The organism is Agromyces aureus, assembly GCF_001660485.1.
Lineage (GTDB): Bacteria > Actinomycetota > Actinomycetes > Actinomycetales > Microbacteriaceae > Agromyces > Agromyces aureus.
This window is the reverse complement of sequence record NZ_CP013979.1, coordinates 1,602,603-1,622,826: the sequence shown is the minus strand read 5'-3', so window position 1 is coordinate 1,622,826 and position 20,224 is coordinate 1,602,603. Positions and strand designations below refer to the sequence as shown.

Sequence of the window (20,224 nt, the reverse complement as noted above, 5' to 3'; positions counted from 1 at the left end):
CTCCGACGACGCTGCCGAGGCTCGGACGGGCGACCGAGCGAACTGGGACAGGTGACCCAGTTCGAACAGTATGCACCACCCGCTACGCTCGCACCATGCGTCTCGGGGTCCTGGATGTCGGATCGAACACCGTCCACCTGCTCGTCGTCGACGCACATCCCGGCGCACGACCGATCCCCGCAGCCTCGCACAGGTCCGTCCTGCGCGTCATGCGCTACCTCGAACCCGACGGATCGATCGGCGCCGACGGGGTCGAGGCGATCCTCGCCGCCGTCGGCGACGCCGCGCGGGTCGCCCGCGAATCGGGCATCGACGAGCTGCTCGCCTTCGCGACCTCGGCGATCCGCGAAGCCGCCAACGGGGAGGCCGTGCTCGCCCGGGTGACCGCGGAGACCGGGGTCGAGCTGCAGGTGCTGTCCGGCGCCGACGAGGCCCGCATCACGTTCCTCGCGGTGCGCCGCTGGTACGGCTGGTCGGCCGAGCGCATCCTGCTCTTCGACATCGGCGGCGGCTCCCTCGAGATCGCGAACGGCATCGACGAGATCCCGGATGTCGCGCGCTCGCTCCCCCTCGGAGCCGGACGCTCGACGATCGCGTTCCTCCCCGACGACCCGCCCTCTCCCGAGCAGGTGCAGCGGTTGCGCGACCACGCCGCCTCGGTGCTGCGCCCCGCACTCGAGGAGTTCGCGCATCTGCCGAAGCCCTCGCACGTGGTCGGCTCCTCGAAGACGATCCGCTCGCTCGCCCGCCTCGCCGGCTGGACTGAAGAGGGCGTCGGCCCCGACGAACGCAGCATCCTGCGGCGCAAGGGCCTCGACGACTGGATCCCCCGCCTCGCGCGCATCCCCGCCGACGCGCGACCGGCGCTGCCCGGCATCACGGCCGATCGCACCTTCCAGATCGTCGCGGGCGCCGTCGTGCTCTCCGAGGCCATGCGGGCCTTCGGCGTGAACGAGCTCGAGGTCTCGCCCTGGGCGCTCCGCGAGGGACTGATCCTCCGGCGCCTCGACCGCATGTCCTGAGTGGCCGCCGCCGCTACGAGGCTCCAGGCGCCCCGGGGGCGGCGCTGCCGGCATCCGGCTCGATGGGGGCCAGATCGTACCCGACGGTGTACCTGCGCTTCGGATCGAGTTCGTCGATGAGCGCCACGAGCGCCCGTTGGATCTCGATGAGGCGGCGGTGGTCGCCGCCCGCGACGAGCGCCATGCCGCTGTCGACCGGGGTGAACCACCCGCGGAAGTCCTCGTCGTCGCGGAACCGCGCGGCGAACGAGGCGTAGCCCATCACCCGCGGAATGCGGGCACCCGCATCGGCCGTCTCCCAACTCAGCATGAGCTCGCCGATCGCCCGCTGCTCGGTCGTGAAGAAGAGGAAGCCCTCGCTGTGCTCGCTCCGGCGCAGCGTCTGCAGCACGACATCGATCAGGCGCTGCACGGCGATGTCGCGGCCGCCCTCGCCGCTCGAGGAGAGCACCGCCTGGCGCCTGGCCTCGATCCAGCCGAAGTAGTTCGCGAACAGGTACGCCGTGCTCGTCACCGCGTAGTCGCCGTGGCTCTTGTACCGCTGCACGAGCGGCACCCAGCCGGTCTCGACGATATTGAAGATGCGCGACTGCAACTCGGCGGCGGCCATGGCGAGCGGTTCGTAGACCCGCTCGGCGGCCTTCAGTGCGGACTGCGCCTCGAGGCGCTGCTCACGCTCGGCGTCGAGCTCCGATGCGAGGCGAGCCGTGCGCACCGAGAACAGGCCCGTGATGATGACGCTCGCGCCGCTCAGCACGAGCGCCGCGATGGTCAGGACGGCATCGATGCCCACAGAGCCGATGCTACTGCCGAGGCGCACTCAGTGCTGAGCTCTGCTCACCAGGCGTTGACGTACTCCGACACCGGCAGCACTGAGCTGCGCACGACGGGAACCCCGCGCTCGATCGCCTGGTCGATGCGCGACCGGAGGTCGGCCGAGTCGACCTTGTAGTCGACGAAGTCGGTGTCGCTGGCGTACACGCCGATCGGCAGCGTGAGCGCCTGGAAGAACGAGAACAGCGGGCGGAACTGGTGCTCGAGGATGAGCGAGTGGCGATCGCTGCCGCCCGTGGCCGCGAGCAGCACGGGCTTGTCGATGAGGGCGTACTGCCCGACGAAGTCGAAGACGTGCTTGAAGAGCCCGGTGAACGACGCCCGGTAGACCGGGCTCGCGACGATGAGCAGGGTCGCCGACTCGATACGGCGCAGGGCCTCCTCGGCGGCGGGCGGAAGCGCGCTGCGGCTCAGCACCCCGGCGAACTCGGGGCCGATGTCGGAGAGCTCGATGAGGTGCGTCTCGATCACGAGATCGCGCCCGCTGCCGGATCGGAGTGCGGTCGCGAACCCCTCGAGGATCTCGCGCGTGAGGACCGTGGTCTTCGACGGCGCGTGCAGGCTTCCGGAGACGGCGACGATGTTGATGGTGGGCATGGGGCGACACTAACCCCGCATCATCGGCGCCGGAATCGAGCGCGACTCCCGCGGTAAACGGGCGCAACACGCCTTCACAGTGCGTCGCCGCATGACCTGGGCCGCCCGCTCCATCGGACTCCGGATGTCGTCGGCCGATGCCTTCCCCTGAGCCGATCCCCGACGCTACGATCAACGCAAGCGCCCTCGGTGGCGCGCAGTCGAGGGGGAATCGGCATGATCGAACGACTCGGGAGCCCACGGCTCGCGCAGGCATCCACCGAAGCGAACGGGCGCCGCTCGTGACGGACACGATCGGCGCCGAGCAGGCGCAACGCGACGAGCAGCCCGAGACCGGATGGTGGGCCCTCGCGCCCGCCGACGTCACGACCCGGCTCGAGACCGACGATCGCACGGGCCTCGTCGCGGCCGAGGCCGCCCGTCGGCTCGCCGAGCTCGGCCCGAACGCGCTGCACAGCGCGCCGCCGCCGAGCGTCTGGCGCATCGCGCTCAGCCAGGTGCTCGAGCTCATGACGCTCATGCTCATCGCGGTGACGATCGTGTCGCTGCTGATCGGGCAGGTCACGACCGCGATCATCGTGGCGGTCCTCGTGCTCTTCAATATCATCACCGGCACCCAGCAGGAGGTGAAGGCCCGCCGGAGCGTCGACGCCCTCGCGAAGCTGCAGACGCCGAAGGCGCGCGTGATGCGTGACGGCGTCCTGCTGCAGATCGATGCGACGGGGCTCGTGACGGGCGACATCGTCGACCTCGAGTCAGGCGACCTCGTACCGGCCGACGGCCGGATCCTCCGCTCGGCGAACCTCGAGACCCAGGAGTCCTCGCTCACCGGCGAGTCGCTGCCGATCCCGAAGGGCCCTGCCGAGAACACCGAGACCACGGCGCTCGCCGACCGCACCTCGATGGTGTTCCAGAACACGTCCGTCACCCGCGGCACGGCGCGCATCGTCGTCGTCGAGACCGGCATGCGCACGCAGATGGGCCGCATCGCGTCGCTCCTGACCCAGGTCGGCGACAAGAAGTCGCCGCTGCAGCTCGAGCTCGACGGCCTCACGAAGGTGCTCGGCATCATCGCCTGGAGCGCGGTGCTCGTCATCGTGCTCATCGGCTTCGCCCGCGGTCAGAGCCTCGACGAGCTGCTGTTCCTCGCGACGGCTGTGGCGATCTCGGCGATCCCCACCGGCCTGCCCGTGTTCGTGCAGAGCCTGCTCGCGTGGGGCGCCTCGAAGCTCGCGAAGGAACGGGCGATCGTCACCTCGCTGAACGACGTCGAGACGCTGGGCGCGACGAGTGCGATCTGCTCGGACAAGACCGGCACCCTCACGCTCAACATGATGACCGTGCGTACGGCGTGGTTCGGCGGCAGCACGTACCGCGTCACGGGCGAGGGCTACTCGTTCGACGGCCGGGTGCTCGGCACCTCCGACGAGGCGATCGACGCACCGACCCTCGGCCTCGCGATCGGCCTCCCGAACGACGCGACGGTGTCGGCCGACGGCGACGTCGTCGGCGATCCGACCGAGGCCGCGCTCGTCGTGCTCGCCGCCCGTCTCGGCATCGACGCCGACCAGGCCCGCAAGGACTACCCGCGCCTCGCCGAGGTGCCGTTCGACTCCGACTACAAGTTCATGGCGACCCTGCAGCGCATCCCGTTCCGCGGCGAGCAGCGGCTCGTGCTCATCGTGAAGGGCGCGCCCGACGTGGTGCTCAAGCGCTGCACGACGATGCTCGACGAGACGCGCGAGGTGGTACCGGTGGCATCCGATGCCGCGACCACCGAACTCGAGCGGATGTCGGCCACCGGCCTCCGCACGCTCGCGATCGCCGCCCGATTCCTCGACGACGCCGACGAGGCCCGCATCGCCGCCGACCCGATGGCGTCGGTCTCCGAACTGGTGCTCATCGGCATCGTCGGCATCGTCGACCCGCTGCGCACCGAGGCGAAGGACGCCGTCACGGTGGCGCACAACGCCGGCATCGACGTGCGCATGATCACGGGTGATCATGCCGTGACCGCCGGTGCGATCGGCGCAGAACTCGGCCTCGGTACCGGGGCCGTGAGCGGCGCCGACCTCAAGCAGATGACCGACGAGGAGCTGTCGCGCCGGCTGCCCGACCTGCACGTGTTCGGCCGGGTCACCCCAGACGACAAGCTGCGGCTGGTGCGCCTCCTGCAGGCCGATGGTGCCATCGTGGCGATGACGGGCGACGCCGTGAACGACGCGGCGGCCATCAAGCAGGCGAACATCGGCGTGGCCATGGGTTCGGGGTCGGAGGTCACGAAGCAGGCCGCGAAGCTCGTGCTGACCGACGACAACTTCGCGACCCTCGTGCACGCCGTCGAGATCGGCCGCATCGTCTACTCGAAGATCACCGCCTACCTGCGGTTCCAGATGACGCAGCTGTTGAGCCTGATCATGCTGTTCCTCGCCGCGAGCGCGTTCTCGATCGCCGAAGGCGTCGCACTGTTCCCGGCTCAGGTGCTGTTCATCAACTTCTTCGTGGCCCTGTTCGCCGTCTTCGCGATCGCCGCCGACGCGAACCCGCCCGGCATCATGGACCACCCGCCGCGCGACCCGAGGATCGGCGTCGTCAATCGGGTGTCGCTCGTGGAGTGGCTCGTCTACGGCGCCGTCATCTTCCTGATCGCGCTCGTGCCGCTGCTCTGGGGGCCGGATGCGCCGAGCCCGACCGAGCCGACGGCGTCGATGACGATGGCCTACGTCGTGCTCGGCCTGGCCACCGTGCTGAGCGCCCTGCTCATGCGCCGCACGCCCGAGTCGGGCCTGCTGGCGCCCATCGCGGCGGTGGCGAAGATCCTGGTCTGGCCGGTGCTGCTCATCATCGCCTCGACCGAGATCGGCTTCCTCCAGCGGGCGCTCGGCACCGTCTCGCTCACCGGATGGCAGTGGCTGGGGTGCATCGGACTCACCCTGATCCTGCTCGTCGTCGTCGAGGGCGACAAGTGGTTCCGCAGGCGGCGCGCAGCCGCCCGCGCATCACGCGCCTGACGGTCTGACGGCCTGACGGCCGAACGACGACGTCCTCGTGGACCCGCATGAGTGCGGGGCGACGAGGACGTCTCGGTGTCCCGCGGTGGGCGTTCGCCTTCGCAGGATGGTGCTCCCGCTGGGATTCGAACCCAGACTGAGGCGAGTTTAAGTCGCCTGCCTCTGCCGATTGGGCTACGGGAGCGCGACGCCGCCCGAAGGCGACGTCGCGTCGAACCTGTTCGCTGCGAGCCTACTTGGCAGCAGCGGCCTCGGCCTTGGGCTTCGCCTCGGCCTTCGCCTTCGCGGGCGCCTTCACGGCCTTGGGCGCAGCCGCCGGCTCGGCCGGAGCCGCGGCGACCGCGGGCTTCGGACGCGCGGCGAACGCCTCGAACGCGGCGCGCGGCTGCTGCAGCGCGCTCAACGAGACGATGTCGCGACCGAGGAAGAAGTTGTTCCACCAGCCCCAGAACACGCGGAACTTGCGCTCCCAGCTGGGCATCGCGAGGCCGTGGTAGCCGCGGTGCGCGAACCAGGCGATGAGGCCCTTGAGCGCGATCTTCCCCGACTGGAACACGCCCGAGCCGATGCCGAGGCCCGCGACCGCGCCGAGGTTCTTGTGGAAGTACTGCTTCGGCTCCTCGCCGCGGAGGACCGCGACGATGTTCTTCGCGAGCAGCTTGCCCTGACGCACCGCGTGCTGCGCGTTCGGCACGCAGTAGCCGCCCACACCGCCGCCCGTGAGATCGGGGACCGCGGAGATGTCGCCGGCCGCCCACGCGTCGGCCACGATGTCGTCTTCGTCGCCGATGCGGAGGTCGGCGCGCGTCTTGATGCGGCCGCGCTCCTCGACGGGCAGGTCGCTCGTGCGCACGATCGCCGGGTTGGCCATGACGCCCGCGGTCCAGACGATGAGGTCGGACTCGAAGCTCTCGCCGGTCGACAGCTCGATGACCCCGTCGACCGCGCTCTGCAGCTGCGTGTCGAGGTGGATCTCGGCGCCGCGCTGGGCGAGGTGCTTGATGACCCAGTGGCTCGTCTCGAGCGAGACCTCGGGCATGATGCGGCCCATCGCCTCGATGAGGTGGAAGTGGGTGTCGTCGAACGAGAGCTGCGGGTAGAACTCGAGCAGCGAGCTCGCGAACGAGCGCAGCTCGGCGAACACCTCGATGCCGGCGAAGCCGCCGCCGACGACCACGAAGGTGAGCAGGCGGTCGCGCTCGGGGCCGGCCGGCAGGTTCGAGGCCTTGTCGAAGTTCGTGAGCACGCGGTCGCGGATCGCGACGGCCTCCTCGATGGTCTTCAGACCGATCGCGTTGTCGGCGATGCCGGGGATCGGGAAGGTGCGCGAGACCGCGCCACCGGTGACGACGACGACGTCGTAGTCGAACTGCCAGGGCTCACCGACCTCGGGGGTGATGGTCGCGGTCTTGGACGCGTGGTCGATGCCGGTCACCTTGGCGGTGACGACGTTCGTCTTCTTGAGGTGGCGACGCTGGGCGACGACCGCGTGGCGCGGCTCGATCGAGCCTGCGGCGACCTCGGGAAGGAAGGGCTGGTACGTCATGTACGGCAGCGGGTCGACGATCGTGACCTCGGCCTCGCCGGCACGGAGCCACTTCTCGAGCTTCCACGCCGTGTAGAACCCCGCATAGCCACCGCCGACGATGAGAATCTTGGGCACGGTGAATGGACTCCTCAGTTTCTGGTGGTTGCGATCACTGCTCGCGAGTGCGAGCGGCCCGCTTGGTATGCCGAGCGGCACCGATGCCCAACAGCGCTGCTAGCGTACCAAATCCCGCGACCAGTGAGAGCGGGAGGGTGATGTAGGCCAGCGTCCACGGCGTCGGCAGCAGCGTCTGGGTCTCGACGTCGACGGGCTGCGGAGGATCGGCGATCGGCACGATCACCTGCTCGTCGGGGGCGTCGGTCTCGACCGGGGTGTCGGCTCGGCGGTGCAGCGTGATCCACGCCGACAGGCTGCCGAGCGGATTCTCGGAGACCGGATCGACCTTCGCCGTGAGCGAGGCGACCGGGTCGATGATGCCCCAGCCGTACAGCGGACTCGGCACTTCGTGACCGTGCGGATCGGCGGTCGCCATGAGTCGCTTGATGACGTTCGCCGCGTCGAGGTCGGGGTATTCGGCGCGGATCAGCGCGACCAGGCCCGAGACGAGCGGCGCGGCGCCGCTCGTGCCGCTCCACACGGCGTGCGAACCGTCGGGCAGCACGCCCACGAGGTCTTCGCTCGGCGCGGCGACGGCCAACGTGATGCCCTGCGAGCTCGCGTCGAAGCTCGCGTTCTTCTCCTTGTCGACGCCCGCGACGGCGACCACGCCCGGGATCGTCGCCGGCGCGCCGACCTCGCTGGTGCCGCTGCCCCGGTTGCCGGCTGCGGCCACCACCACCACGTCGTGCTCGAACGCGTAGAGGAACGCATCGTCCCAGCTCTCGGGCCAGGTCTGGGTGTTGCGGGTCAAGGACATGTTGATGACGTCGGCACCGTGATCGACCGCCCACCTCACGGCCTCGGCGATCTGGTCGTCGTTCGACTTGTCGGCTCCGGTCTCGACGCCGAACGCGACCGACACGGTGAGCAGGTCCGCCTCGGGGGCGACGCCGATCACGCCGTTGCCCGTACCCGTACCTCGGCCGGCGAGGAGCGAGGCCACCATCGTGCCGTGCGTCGGGTTGTCGCCGACCGGCGTCTGGCCGTCGGGCGTGCCGATGCCCGAGACATCCGTGCCGCCCTTGACCACGCCGCGCAGTTCGGCGACGTTGCCGTTCACGCCCGTGTCGATGACCGCGACGGTGACGCCCTTGCCCTTCGTGGTGTTCCACGCGGTCGTGAACCCGTAGTCGGCCAGCCAGTACTGGTAGTCGCGCACGGTGTCGGCCTGCGCAGGCGCGGTCCCCGTGAGCGCCACCACGGCGCCGACGGCGACGGCTGCGACGAGCCGGGAGACCGTGCGCACGGCGCTCATGCCGACTCGCGCCCGTCGGAGCCCTCGGGGCCGGCCGCGGCATCGAGGTCGTCGACCCCGTAGTCGGGGCACTGGCACACGGCGGGCGACCACGTCGACCGCTCGAGGGCGATATCGCCGATCGGGTTGGCACCGGGGCCCGCCGAGAGCGTGTGCGCCACGACGGCGTGCAGGCACTTCACGCGCGTCGGCATGCCGCCCGCTGAGATGCCCGCGAGCTCGGCCACCACGCCGAACGACTCGCGGTCGGCCAGGTAGTCGATGTGGGCCCGCGCATAGCCCTCGGCGACGGATGCATCGGCCGCGAGCAGTTCGTTGCACTCGACCATGAGCTGGGCGGCCTCGAGGAAGGACATCGCGGCCGTGGCCGCCGGGTGCGACAGGTAGTAGAACGTGGGGAATGGGGTGCCGTCGGCGAGCCTCGGCGAGGTCGCCACGACGGTCGGCGCACCGCACACGCAGCGCGCCGGAATGCCCACGACATCTCGGGCCTGACGGCCGAGCTGGGCGGACACGATGCGGATGTCCCGCGGGGTCACGGGGTCGAACGGCGGACGCGTCATCCGGCACCTCCTGCTGCGGGCGCGAGGCCCGCGGTCATCACGGAGGAGAGGATCGTGCTCATCCAGTCCCCCTTCGTTTCGGTCACGTCGGCCGAGACCTCGGTCGTGGCGTCCGCCCTGGCCGCCTCGGATCGATCGTCGATGACGAGGTAGCTCACCTCGCCGGGCATCACGTACGTCAGCCGCTCGCGCGCCTGGGTCGTGATGAAGGTCTCGTCGTTCCAGCGCTCGCGCTCATCGCGCAGGCGCTGCACCTCGGACTCCTGCGCGGAGACCGAGGCCTGCAGCTCGGCGATGTGCTGACGCTGCTCCGCGAGCTGCGCGATGGTCGGTGCGAGCACCACGACCGCGAGCACGAGGACACCCATCATGATGAGCGAGAAACCTGAGAATCGGATGCCGCCGAGCCACCCGGCTGCGCTGCGGCCGGCCGGAGCCCGGGGCGGCCTGGGCGTGCCGCCCGACGTCGCATGCGAGACGACGGGTTGGGCCGAGGTCGCGGTGCGCGCGCGGGATGCGGATGCGGTCGAGGACGGCGCCGTACGCTTCGGCTGTTTCGTGGCCGAGGCCTTGCCCTTCGGCTTCGCCGTGGTCGAGCCGGCCGGCTTCGGCGACGCTGCAGGACTCGTCGCGGGCTTCGCGGTGCCCGAGGGCTTCGCCGTGCCCGAGGGCTTCGCCGTGGCGGAGGACTGCGAGGCGGTCGCTGGCTTCGCCGGTCTCTTCGCCATCACCCCTCCTCACCTCGCCCCGTGCTCCGAACCGCGGACCTCACCGGACCCCGGACGCGAACCGGCGGGGGCGGCCGTTCGGCCACCCCCGCCAGTCGGTGCAGTCTGAGCCGATCAGGCCGTGAACCGCGGGAACGCCGAGCGACCGGCGAACACGCCGGACTCGCCGAGCTCTTCTTCGATCCTCAGGAGCTGATTGTACTTGGCGACGCGCTCGCTGCGGGCGGGCGCGCCAGCCTTGATCTGACCCGCGTTCGTCGCGACCACGAGGTCGGCGATCGTGGTGTCCTCGGTCTCGCCGGAGCGGTGCGACAGCATGGCCGTGTAGCCCGAGCGCTGCGCGAGGCTGACCGCGTCGAGCGTCTCGGTGAGCGTGCCGATCTGGTTGACCTTCACGAGCAGCGAGTTGGCGATGCCGCGGCCGATGCCGGTGGCGAGACGCTCGGGGTTCGTGACGAACAGGTCGTCACCGACGAGCTGCACCTTCGAGCCGAGCGCCTCGGTGAGCGACTTCCAGTTGTCCCAGTCGTCTTCGGCGAGCGCATCCTCGATCGTGACGATCGGGAAGTCGCGCACGAGCTCCTCGTAGTAGCCGATCAGCTGGTCGGCCGACCAGTCCTTCTGGTCGAGGCGGTAGACGCCGTCCTTGAAGAACTCGGTCGCCGCGACATCCAGGCCGAGCGCGATGTCCTTGCCGGGGGTGAAGCCGGCCTTCTCGATCGCCTTCACGAGGAACTCGAGGCCCTCGCGGTTGCTGGGCAGGTCGGGCGCGAAGCCGCCCTCGTCGCCGAGGCCGGTGGCGTAGCCCGCGGCCTTCAGCTCGCCGCGGAGGGTGTGGTAGACCTCGGTGCCCCAACGGAGCGACTCGGAGTACGTCTCCGCACCGATCGGCGCGAGGAAGAACTCCTGCATGTCGATGCCGTTGTCGGCGTGCTCGCCGCCGTTGATGACGTTGAACAGCGGCACGGGCAGCACGTGCGCGTTCGGGCCGCCGAGGTAGCGGAACAGGGGCAGGTCGGCCGAGTCGGCCGCGGCCTTCGCGACCGCGAGGCTGACGCCGAGGATCGCGTTCGCGCCGAGCTTGGACTTGTTGGGGGTGCCGTCGGCCTCGATGAGGGTGGCGTCGACGAGGCGCTGGTCACTCGCGTCGAGGTCTTCGATGGCCGGGCCGAGCACGTCGAGCACGCCGTCGACGGCCTTCAGCACGCCCTTGCCGAAGTACCGGTCCTTGTCGCCGTCGCGCAGCTCGTACGCCTCGAACGCGCCGGTCGAGGCGCCCGAGGGCACCGCCGCACGGGCGAGGGAGCCGTCGTCGAGCAGGACCTCGACCTCGACGGTCGGGTTGCCGCGAGAATCCAGGATCTCGCGTGCGCCTACAGCTTCGATGAATGCCACAGTGAACTCCTCTGTGATGGGTGGGTGCGTTGGACGACTCCGTCGTGATCCGCAGGCCAGTCTAGTGAGGCTCGCTCACGCATTTCTGTCAGTGTCGGAAGGCGCCCGACGCCGAGGCGGTGAGGTCGCGGAACGTGAGGGACGCGGCATCCGTCGTCTCGGGAGTCACGTTCGCGACGGCGTCGAAGCCGTCGGCCGTGACGCGCTCGAACAGGGCGCGGGCGTTCTTCACGCGGCGCTCGAAGCGCACTCGGGTTCCGGATGCCACGAGCTCGTGCTTGAGCTTCAGCAGCGTCGCGGCCTCCACGGCGGGGTCGTAGACCAGCACGACCGATCGGGGTCGGCCCTCGTCGCGCACCGCGAGCAGGTCGACGATGCGCTCGAAGCCGATCGAGAAGCCGCACGCGGGCACGTCCTGACCGAGGAACCGGCCGATCATGCCGTCGTAGCGCCCGCCGCCGCCGAGCGAGTACCCGAAGTCGGGGTGCGCGATCTCGAAGATCGTGCCCGTGTAGTAGCCCATGCCGCGCACGAGCGTCGGGTCGAACTCGATGTCCGCGTCGGGCAGGGCCTCCCGGAGGGCGAGCAGGTCGGCGTAGGCGTCGGTGTCGAGCCAGGACGGTGGCGGCACGACGCCGGAGGCCAGGTGCCAGTCGGCGGTGGTGAGCGCCTCGAGCTCGGCCGCGACATCCGCCCCCTCGTCGACGATGCCGAGGTCGCGCAGCTCGGCCGCGACTCCCCCGGTGCCGATCTTGTCGAGCTTGTCGATCGTGATGAGCGCGCGCTCGCGCAGCTCGTCGGCCACGCCCCACGATCCGAGGATGCCCTGCAGGATGCGCCGGTCGTTGAGGCGGATCGTGCAGCCGCCGAGGCCGAGCGCGTCGAGCGCCGCCACCGTCGCCGTGAGCAGCTCGAGCTCGGCGAGCTGGCCGGCCTCGCCGATGATGTCGATGTCGCACTGCACGAACTGGCGGTAGCGGCCCTTCTGCGGCCGCTCGGCGCGCCACACGGGCGCGATCTGGACCGAGCGGAACACCGGGGGCAGGGCAGCGCGGTGCGTCGCGTAGAAGCGCGCGAGCGGCACGGTCAGGTCGTAGCGCAGGCCGAGATCGGCGAGGGAGAGCGCGTCGCCGGATGCCGCGGCTGCCGTCAGGTCGTCGGGCGTGAGGCCGCGCTTCATCACCGCGAACGCGAGCTTCTCGTTGTCACCGCCGAGGCCCGCGTGCAGGCGCGAGGCGTCCTCCATCACGGGCGTCTCGATCTCGTCGAACCCGTGCGACGAGTACACACCCCGGATCACGCCGAGCGCGTGCTCACGTCGGGCCTTCTCGGCGGGGAGGAAGTCGCGCATTCCGCGCGGAGGGGTGACGGTTGCAGCCATGCCGATCATTCTTCCAGCACCGCGGCGCGGCTCACGAACCCGCGGCGACCTCCGCCGAGCGCACGTCGGCCTCGAACGCGCGCACCGCCCCGCGCAGCGCGCGCTCGGCGTCCAGCCCCTGCTCCTTCGCCGAGGCGGCGAGGGCGAACAGCAGGTCGCCGAGCTCGGCCTCGGTGGCCGGCGCCCGGACGTCGCCCGCGGCATCCGCGCCGACCCCGACCTTCTCGGCCTTGCCGAGCACCTTCTGCGCGAGTGCGAGGGCGGGCATGCCGCGCGGAACGCCGTCGAGCACGCTCGTGCGGTGCGGCTTCTCCTCGGCCTTCAGGTCCTCCCAGAAGGCGACGACGTCGTCGGCCGTCTCGGCCTCGCGATCGCCGAAGACGTGCGGATGTCGCGACACCATCTTCGCCGTCATGTGCCGTGCGACGTCGTCGATGTCGAAGCCCTCGCCCGCCGTGTGCGCGGCGATGTCGGCGTGGAAGAGCACCTGGTAGAGCACGTCGCCGAGCTCCTCGATCATCTCGGCGCGGTCGCCCGACTCGATCGCGTCGATGAGCTCCCAGCTCTCCTCGACGAGGTACTGCACGAGGGACTCGTGCGTCTGGTCGGCGTCCCACGGGCATCCGCCTGGCGCGCGCAGCAGGGCGACCGTGGCGATGAGCTCGTCGAGCCCGGGGTGCGTCGAGTCGGCCGGGGATGCGGCTGTGTGCGTCATCCGTTCAGCCTAGGCAAGCCTCGCCCGATCGACCACGCACCGCAAATGCGGCGGTGGCGTGCGACCGCCTCAGTGGATCGCCGCGAGCGCGACGCCCACGGCGAGGAACAGCGAGCCGAAGACCCGATTCAGCACCGTCTGCCCGCGCGCCGATCGCGTCACCCGGTGGAACGATCGCGCGGCGACCGCGAAGAAGCCCCACATGACCGCGACGTCGACGAGGATCACGGTCGCGGCGACGACGAGGTACTGCGGCAGCAATGGCTCGCCCGGCCGGATGAACTGCGGCAGGAAGGCGAGGAAGAACACGATCGCCTTCGGGTTCAGTAGGTTCACCAGGAGCCCCCGTCGGAACAGCGACCAGCCCGACTCGCCGGCGGGCGCATCGACGGCGGCCGCGACATCCGCCCCGTCGTCTGCCGCGACCACGGGCTTCGCGAGGAACTGCCGGATGCCGAGGTACACGAGGTACGCCGCGCCCGCGTACCGGATCGCGTCGAAGGCGAGCGGCGAGTTCGCCACGAGCACGCCGAGGCCGGCCGCGACGATGACGATGTGCACGACGAGCGCCGCCTGCTGCCCGAGGATGCCCCAGAACGCGCGGCCGAGGCCGACCTTCAGGGCGTTACCCATGGTGTTGATCGCGCCGGCGCCGGGGGTGAACGAGATGACCACGCTCGCCGCGAGCAACGCGACCCACACCGAGAACGACACCGCACGAGTGTACGCGCCGATAGGATTCCACGAGGAGTGCCGGGAAGTCTGGTCGGCCGGCGGGAGACCGCCGCAACCGTCCCGTCGACGCCTGCACACCGCCGCATCCGCGTCGCACTCATGATCGGAGTGCCCCATGAACATCCTCAGGTCCGAACGTTGGGCGGCCGTGCTGCTGCTCATCGCCGCCGTGCTCGGGCTCGTGCTCGCCAACCTGCCGTTCGGCTCGGCCCTCATCGACGGGCTCGACGCGCACCTCGACCTGCCGTGGCTCGGGCTCGACCTCTCGGTCGGCCACTGGATCAGCGACGGGCTGCTCGCGGTGTTCTTCTTCATCGTGGCCGTGGAGCTCAAGCGCGAACTCGTCATCGGCGAGCTGAACTCGCCGTCGAAGGCGCTGCTGCCGGCGATCGCGGCGCTCGGCGGTGTCATCGTGCCCGCGCTCATCTACGTGGCCTTCACCGCGGGCACCGACACGGTCGGCGGTTGGCCGATCCCGACGGCGACCGACATCGCGTTCGCGCTCGGCGTGCTCGCCGTGTTCGGGCGGTTCATCCCGACCCGCGTGCGGGTGTTCCTCCTCGCGCTCGCGGTGCTCGACGACCTCATCGCGATCCTCATCATCGCGTTCTTCTTCACCGCCGACGCGAGCATGGCGTTCATCGGGCTCGGCGCGATCACGATCGCGTTGTTCGGCGCGGTCAGCCGCATGCTGAAGCCGCGATCGGCGTGGATCCTCGCTCGTCGACCGCAGTGGCCGATCATGGCGGTGCTCTGGGTGCTCGCCGCACTGAGCTGGTACTTCATCTACCAGTCGGGCGTGCACGCGACGATCGCCGGCGTCGCGCTCGGCTTCGTCATGGCACGACGACCGGGCGGCCGCGCGGTGCACGGGCTCGAGCCGGTCTCGAACGGCGTCATCCTGCCGCTGTTCGCGCTCACGGCGGCGATGGTCGCGATTCCGCAGGTGGCCGTCAGCGACCTCTCCCCCGCGTTCTGGGGCATCGTCGTCGGCCTGCCCGTCGGCAAGATCGTCGGCATCATGCTCGCCGGCGGCGTCGGCATGCTCTTCGCGAGGCATCGAACGGGTGCCGCGCTGACCGTCGGCGACCTCGCCATGGTCGGCGCTCTCGGCGGCATCGGCTTCACGGTGTCGCTGCTCATGAACGAGCTCGCCTTCGCCGGAAACCCCGAGGTCGCCGATGAGGGCACCCTCGCCGTGCTGCTCGGCTCGGGCATCGCGATCGTGCTGGCGGGCATCGCCGTGACGGTCCGGTCGCGGCAGTACCGGGCCAAGGGCGCCCTCGGCGGACCCGGAGGGCCGTTCTCACGATGACCGACCACCGACCGGGCGGTTCGCCCGCCGAGCCGGCCGCACTGCACCTGCGGGCCGAACTCCGCGAACGCCGACGCACCGGCATGCGCAAGTTCATGCACACGACCCTGCTGCTCGCCGGCGAGGTGACCGGCGCGGGCGGCCCGTCGGTCGCCGACCTCGTCGTAGTGCGACGCGCGACGAGCACACCGGTGATCCGCACGAAGGCCGGGACCCTCGACGAGGCCGATGCCCTGCTGCGCACGATCAACGAGGACCTCGCCCGTCTCAGCGTCGAGGAGTTCCTCGACGAGTGGGGTCACCTGCGGCCCTGAGCGAGGACGAGCGGATGCCGCGGACGGCCGCCCCGGTCAGGCGGCGCCGCCCGCGGCGGGCGCCGAACCCGCGGCATCCGCCCGCTCGGGAATCGGGAAGATCGCGGTGATGAGGTTCGTCACCCACTCGATGAGGTCGGCGTCGCCCGGCATCTCGCCGCCGCGCACCGGGAACGGCACGAGGATGACGTCGCTCGCCGTGACGAGCTTCGCGCCCGGGTACATGCGCTCGAGGCGTACGCGGCGCGAATCGGGGATGTTCGCGGGCCCGATGCGGAGCTTGGTGCCCGTGGCGATGACGTCGGAGAGCCCGGCGAACTGCGCGAGCCGACGCAGCCTCGAGACGGCGACGAGGTTCTGCACCGCCTCGGGCGGGGCGCCGTAGCGGTCGACGAGCTCGTCGAGCACCTGGCCGATCTGCTCGTCCTTCGCGGCCGGGCCGCTCGCCGCCGAGAGCTTCTGGTAGGCCTCGAGGCGCAGGCGCTCGGAGTCGACGTACTCCTCGGGGATGTGCGCGTCGATGGGCAGCTCGAGCCGCAGCTCGGTCTGCCCTTCGGCGACGTCGCCGCGGAAGGTCGAGACGGCCTCGCCGATCATGCGGAGGTACAGGTCGAAGCCGACCCCCGCGATATGCCCGGCCTGCTCACCGCCGAGCAGGTTGCCCGCCCCGCGGATCTCAAGGTCCTTCAGGGCCACCTGCATGCCGGAGCCGAGGTCGTTGTTGGCCGCGATGGTCGAGAGCCGGTCGTGCGCCGTCTCGCTGAGCGGCTTCGCCGGGTCCCAGAGGAAGTACGCGTAGGCGCGCTCGCGCCCGCGGCCGACGCGGCCGCGAAGCTGGTGCAGCTGGCTGAGGCCGTACTTGTCGGCCCGGTCGATGATGATCGTGTTCGCGTTGGAGATGTCGAGGCCGGTCTCGATGATGGTCGTCGAGACGAGCACGTCGAACTTGCGCTCCCAGAAGTCGTTCACGATCTGCTCGAGCACGTGCTCGTTCAACTGGCCGTGCGCGACCGCGATGCGCGCCTCGGGAACGAGCTCCGACAGCTGCGCCGCGACCCGGTTGATCGACGAGACCCGGTTGTGGACGAAGAAGACCTGCCCCTCGCGAAGCATCTCGCGACGGATGGCGGCGGCGACCTGCTGCTCGGAGTACGGGCCGACGAACGTGAGGATCGGATGCCGGTCTTCCGGCGGCGTGGCGAGGGTGGACATCTCGCGGATGCCGGTGACGGCCATCTCGAGCGAGCGCGGGATCGGCGTCGCGCTCATCGCCAGGATGTCGACGTTGGTCTTGAGCTTCTTCAGGGCGTCCTTGTGCTCGACGCCGAACCGCTGCTCCTCGTCGATGATGACGAGGCCCACGTCTTTGAACTTCACCTTCTCGGTGAGGATGCGGTGCGTGCCGATGACCATGTCGACCGTGCCGTCACCGAGCCCGGCGACGGTCTCGCGCGCCTCCTTGTCGCTCTGGAACCGGCTGAGGGCGCGCACGTGCACGGGGAACCCGGCGAAACGCTCGGTGAAGGTCTCGAAGTGCTGCTTGACGAGCAGCGTGGTGGGCACGAGCATCGCGACCTGCTTGCCGTCCTGGATCGCCTTGAAGGCCGCACGCACGGCGACCTCGGTCTTGCCGAAGCCGACGTCGCCCGCGAGCAGGCGATCCATGGGGATCGGCCGCTCCATGTCGGCCTTGATCTCGTCGATCGTCTGCAGCTGGTCGGGCGTCTCGGTGAACGGGAACGCCTCCTCGAGCTCGTGCTGCCACGGAGTGTCGGGGCCGAAGGCGTGGCCCTTGGCCGCCATGCGCGCCGAGTAGAGCTTCACGAGTTCGACGGCGATGTCGCGCACGGCTCTGCGTGCCTTGCCCTTCGCCTGTGCCCAGTCGCTGCCGCCCATCTTCGAGAGCGAAGGGGCCTCGCCGCCCACGTAGCGCGAGAGCAGGTCGAGCTGGTCGGTCGGCACGAAGAGCCGGTCGCCCGCCTGCCCCCGCTTCGAGGCCGCGTACTCGAGCACGAGGTACTCTCGCACGGCCTTCGGCTGCTGGGCGATGCCCGCCCGGCGGCTCGGACCCGTCGGCCGGCTGCCGGTCGCGACCTCGCGCTGCACCATCTCGACGAAGCGGCCGATGCCGTGCGTCTGGTGCACGACGAAGTCGCCGGCCTTGAGCTGCAGCGGGTCGACGACGTTGCGTCGGCGGGCTGCGAGCTTGGTGGCCCGTCGCGCGTCGTAGCCGGCCGCTCGCCCGTAGAACTCGGCCTCGGAGACGAGCCCCAGCTTGGCCTCGGGCACCTCGAACCCGCGGGCTGCGCCGGCGCGGACGAGGTAGGCGACGCCCGGCTCGAGTTCGTCGGGCACGACCTCGACGGTGCGCGCCGCGAGCCCGGCCTCGGCGAGCACGTCACGGGCGCGTTCGACGAGCCCCTGACCCTCGGATGCCACGACGAGACTCCAGCCGTCGCGCAGGCGCTGACCGACGTGCTCGACGGCACCTGCGACGTTGCCCGCGAAGCTCGGCATCGCATCGGCGGCGACGCGAACGTACTCGGAGGCGAGGCGGGACGCGGCCTCGGCCGCCTCACTGCCCGCGGACGCCGCCACGACGGCCGCGGCATCGCCCATGTCGAAGTTCGTGAAGGTCCACCACACGCGCTGCGGGTCGGGTTCGCCGGGCGCGCTGAAGAGCACGGCCTCGCGGAACGCCCGCACCGTGAGGAAGTCGCCGGACGCGAGGTCGATGGGCGCGTCGGCGCCGGCCGTGGCCGCGCTCCACGCCGCGCCGAGGAACTCGCGGTTCGTCTCGGCGAGGCTGACCGCGCGACCGGAGACGCGCTCGGGCTGCAGCACGGCGACGGCCGCGCCGACCGGCAGGTAGTGCGCGAGCGGCACGAGTCGTTCGAGCAGCGCGGGCGCCAGGGATTCCATGCCCTCGACCGGGATGCCCTCGGCGACCTTCTCGAGCATGCCCGCCATGCTCGGGAACTCGTGCACCATCTCACGGGCGCGCTGGCGCACGGCCGGGGTGAGCAGCAGCTCGCGGCTCGGCGCGAGCACGACCCGCTCGACGACCTCGGGCAGCGAACGCTGGTCGGCGACCGAGAACGCGCGCAGCTCTTCGACCTCGTCGCCGAAGAACTCGACGCGCACGGGGTGGTCGGCCGTCGGCGGGAACACGTCGAGGATCCCGCCGCGCAGCGCGAACTCGCCGCGCCTCGAGACCATGTCGACGCGCGCGTAGGCGAGGTCGACGAGCGTGCGGGAGATCTCGGGCAGGTCGTAGCCCCGCCCGCCGGGTACGAGCTCGATGGGCGCGTGCGCGGTGAGGTTGTCGGCGAGCGGCTGCAGAGCGGCGCGCACCGACGCGACCACGACGAGCGGATGCCGCGAGCCGGCCTCCTGCCAGTCGTGCATGCGCCGCAGGGCGTGCAGCCGGCGACCGACGGTCTCGGCCGAGGGGCTCAGGCGCTCGTGCGGCAACGTCTCCCATGCGGGGAACTCGAGCACCTCTGCTCCGTCGAGGTACGGGGCGATCGCGGTGCGGACCTGCTCGCCCTCGCGGCTGGTCGCGGTGACGACGAGCAGCGCCGGGGCGAGCCCCGCCTCGGTGCGGCGCTGGAGGAGCCCCGCGAGCAGTGGCGCGTCGATGCCGTCGGGCGCCGAGAAATCGGCGCTCCGCAGGGCCTCGCCGAGGGCGCGTTCGATGGTGGAGGCGCGCGAAAGCGCCGTGTTCAAGCCCTGCAGAATCACCATGCGAGTCTACGCGCGGCCTCCGACACGACCTCCGCCCTGCTCCGGAACCGACCGCTCGAGGCCGCGGGCGGTGCCTCGGCCAGGTGCGCACGTCGCCGTGGTCGGCGCCGTGGTCGCGGTGCCGTGGTCGCGGTGCCGTCGGTGCCGCCCGATACGATGGGCGCCGCACCGAACCCCCTGGAGGACATCCCGTGATCACTGCCGCCGCCGACGGATCCGCCCTCGGAAACCCCGGCCCCGCCGGATGGGCCTGGTACGTCGACGACGAGCACTGGGGCGCCGGCGGCTGGAAGCACGCGACGAACAACCAGGGCGAACTGAAGGCCGTGCTCGAGCTGTTCCGCGCGACCGCCCACCTCGACGACGAGCTCCTCGTGCTGTGCGACAGCCAGTACGTCATCAACTGCATCACCAAGTGGATGTCCGGCTGGAAGCGGAAGGGCTGGCGCAAGGCCGACGGCAAGCCCGTGCTGAACGTCGAGCTGCTGAAGGAGCTCGACGACGAGCTCGCCGGCCGCCGCTACCGCTTCGAGTGGGTCAAGGGCCACGTCGGGCACCCCATGAACGAGGCCGCCGACACGCGCGCCCGCGCCGTCGCCGAGGCCTACCGCAGCGGCACGGCGGTTCCGTCGGGTCCAGGCTGGCGCGACGGGGTCGATGGTGCGGATGCCGCGCCCGCCGCCGCGCCGATCGATGCCGTCGAGCTCGAGCTCGACGCGGCATCCGTCATCGACGACTCGGTTCCGGTCGCCGCCGAATCGGCCCCCGACGCCGACGACGACGCGCTCTTCTCGTTCGACGACGCGCCCGACGCCTGGCACCAGCTCACGGTCGAGCTCTCGACCGAGGAGCACGACCGGCTGCACCGCCTGGCCCGCGACGCGGGCACCTCGCCCGAGGAGTA

General features: G+C 70.8%; 15 protein-coding genes, 1 tRNA gene and 1 pseudogene. 5 read left to right on the top strand and 12 right to left on the bottom strand.

The window, feature by feature from the left end:
* Positions 1-95 precede the first annotated feature (95 nt).
* Positions 96-1,022, top strand: coding sequence for a Ppx/GppA phosphatase family protein (locus ATC03_RS06960; protein WP_067874821.1), 927 nt, complete (start codon positions 96-98; stop codon positions 1,020-1,022).
* A 13-nt stretch (positions 1,023-1,035) separates the two neighbouring features.
* On the opposite strand, the gene ATC03_RS06955 is transcribed toward ATC03_RS06960, so the two are convergent.
* Together ATC03_RS06955 and msuE are read right to left on the bottom strand one after the other, a co-directional pair.
* Positions 1,036-1,815 (bottom strand): hypothetical protein, encoded by a 780-nt coding sequence (locus ATC03_RS06955; RefSeq protein WP_067874817.1) that lies wholly within the window; start codon positions 1,813-1,815, stop codon positions 1,036-1,038.
* A gap of 44 nt (positions 1,816-1,859) precedes the next feature.
* Complete coding sequence (gene msuE, locus ATC03_RS06950) at positions 1,860-2,453, bottom strand: FMN reductase (protein WP_067874814.1); 594 nt, start codon at positions 2,451-2,453, stop codon at positions 1,860-1,862.
* A gap of 281 nt (positions 2,454-2,734) precedes the next feature.
* Here msuE and ATC03_RS06945 point away from each other — a divergent pair, with 281 nt between their 5' ends.
* Complete coding sequence (locus ATC03_RS06945; protein WP_067874811.1) at positions 2,735-5,464, top strand: cation-translocating P-type ATPase; 2,730 nt, start codon at positions 2,735-2,737, stop codon at positions 5,462-5,464.
* Positions 5,465-5,571: 107 nt separating this feature from the next.
* On the opposite strand, the gene ATC03_RS06940 is transcribed toward ATC03_RS06945, so the two are convergent.
* The 9 genes from ATC03_RS06940 to ATC03_RS06900 form a co-directional block, all read right to left on the bottom strand.
* Positions 5,572-5,648 (bottom strand) — tRNA-Leu (locus tag ATC03_RS06940).
* A gap of 48 nt (positions 5,649-5,696) precedes the next feature.
* Complete coding sequence (locus ATC03_RS06935) at positions 5,697-7,127, bottom strand: NAD(P)/FAD-dependent oxidoreductase (RefSeq protein WP_067874807.1); 1,431 nt, start codon at positions 7,125-7,127, stop codon at positions 5,697-5,699.
* 34 nt (positions 7,128-7,161) lie between these two features.
* Complete coding sequence (locus ATC03_RS06930) at positions 7,162-8,427, bottom strand: S8 family serine peptidase (RefSeq protein ID WP_067874804.1); 1,266 nt, start codon at positions 8,425-8,427, stop codon at positions 7,162-7,164.
* Positions 8,424-8,990, bottom strand: a complete 567-nt coding sequence (locus ATC03_RS06925; protein ID WP_067874800.1) for a DUF501 domain-containing protein — start codon at positions 8,988-8,990, stop codon at positions 8,424-8,426. The genes ATC03_RS06930 and ATC03_RS06925 overlap by 4 nt, the downstream gene beginning before the upstream one ends.
* The gene (locus ATC03_RS20950; protein ID WP_227820252.1) at positions 8,987-9,718 is read right to left on the bottom strand and encodes an FtsB family cell division protein; all 732 of its coding nucleotides are present in this window, start codon (positions 9,716-9,718) and stop codon (positions 8,987-8,989) included. The genes ATC03_RS06925 and ATC03_RS20950 overlap by 4 nt, the downstream gene beginning before the upstream one ends.
* Before the next feature lie 114 nt (positions 9,719-9,832).
* Positions 9,833-11,113, bottom strand: coding sequence for a phosphopyruvate hydratase (gene eno / locus ATC03_RS06915; RefSeq protein WP_067874798.1), 1,281 nt, complete (start codon positions 11,111-11,113; stop codon positions 9,833-9,835).
* An 88-nt stretch (positions 11,114-11,201) separates the two neighbouring features.
* Positions 11,202-12,494 carry a histidine--tRNA ligase gene (hisS, locus tag ATC03_RS06910; RefSeq protein WP_067881647.1) on the bottom strand — a complete coding sequence of 431 codons (1,293 nt, stop codon included), beginning with the start codon at positions 12,492-12,494 and terminating at the stop codon, positions 11,202-11,204.
* A 31-nt stretch (positions 12,495-12,525) separates the two neighbouring features.
* Complete coding sequence (gene mazG, locus ATC03_RS06905) at positions 12,526-13,209, bottom strand: nucleoside triphosphate pyrophosphohydrolase (protein WP_067874795.1); 684 nt, start codon at positions 13,207-13,209, stop codon at positions 12,526-12,528.
* Positions 13,210-13,278: 69 nt separating this feature from the next.
* Positions 13,279-13,923 (bottom strand): LysE family transporter, encoded by a 645-nt coding sequence (locus ATC03_RS06900; protein WP_067874793.1) that lies wholly within the window; start codon positions 13,921-13,923, stop codon positions 13,279-13,281.
* 136 nt (positions 13,924-14,059) lie between these two features.
* On the opposite strand from ATC03_RS06900, the gene ATC03_RS06895 reads away from it, so the two are divergent.
* Complete coding sequence (locus tag ATC03_RS06895; protein WP_067874790.1) at positions 14,060-15,259, top strand: Na+/H+ antiporter NhaA; 1,200 nt, start codon at positions 14,060-14,062, stop codon at positions 15,257-15,259.
* Entirely contained in the window at positions 15,256-15,573 is a 318-nt protein-coding gene (locus ATC03_RS06890) for a hypothetical protein (RefSeq protein WP_067874787.1), read from the top strand. The genes ATC03_RS06895 and ATC03_RS06890 overlap by 4 nt, the downstream gene beginning before the upstream one ends.
* Before the next feature lie 36 nt (positions 15,574-15,609).
* Here the strand turns inward: ATC03_RS06890 and mfd are convergent, their stop codons facing one another.
* Positions 15,610-19,317, bottom strand: a complete 3,708-nt coding sequence (gene mfd / locus ATC03_RS06885) for a transcription-repair coupling factor (RefSeq protein ID WP_067881644.1) — start codon at positions 19,315-19,317, stop codon at positions 15,610-15,612.
* A 194-nt stretch (positions 19,318-19,511) separates the two neighbouring features.
* On the opposite strand from mfd, the pseudogene ATC03_RS20945 reads away from it, so the two are divergent.
* A pseudogene (locus ATC03_RS20945) lies at positions 19,512-19,971 on the top strand (RNase H family protein); the annotation flags it as partial.
* Between the last annotated feature and the right edge of the window lie 253 nt (positions 19,972-20,224).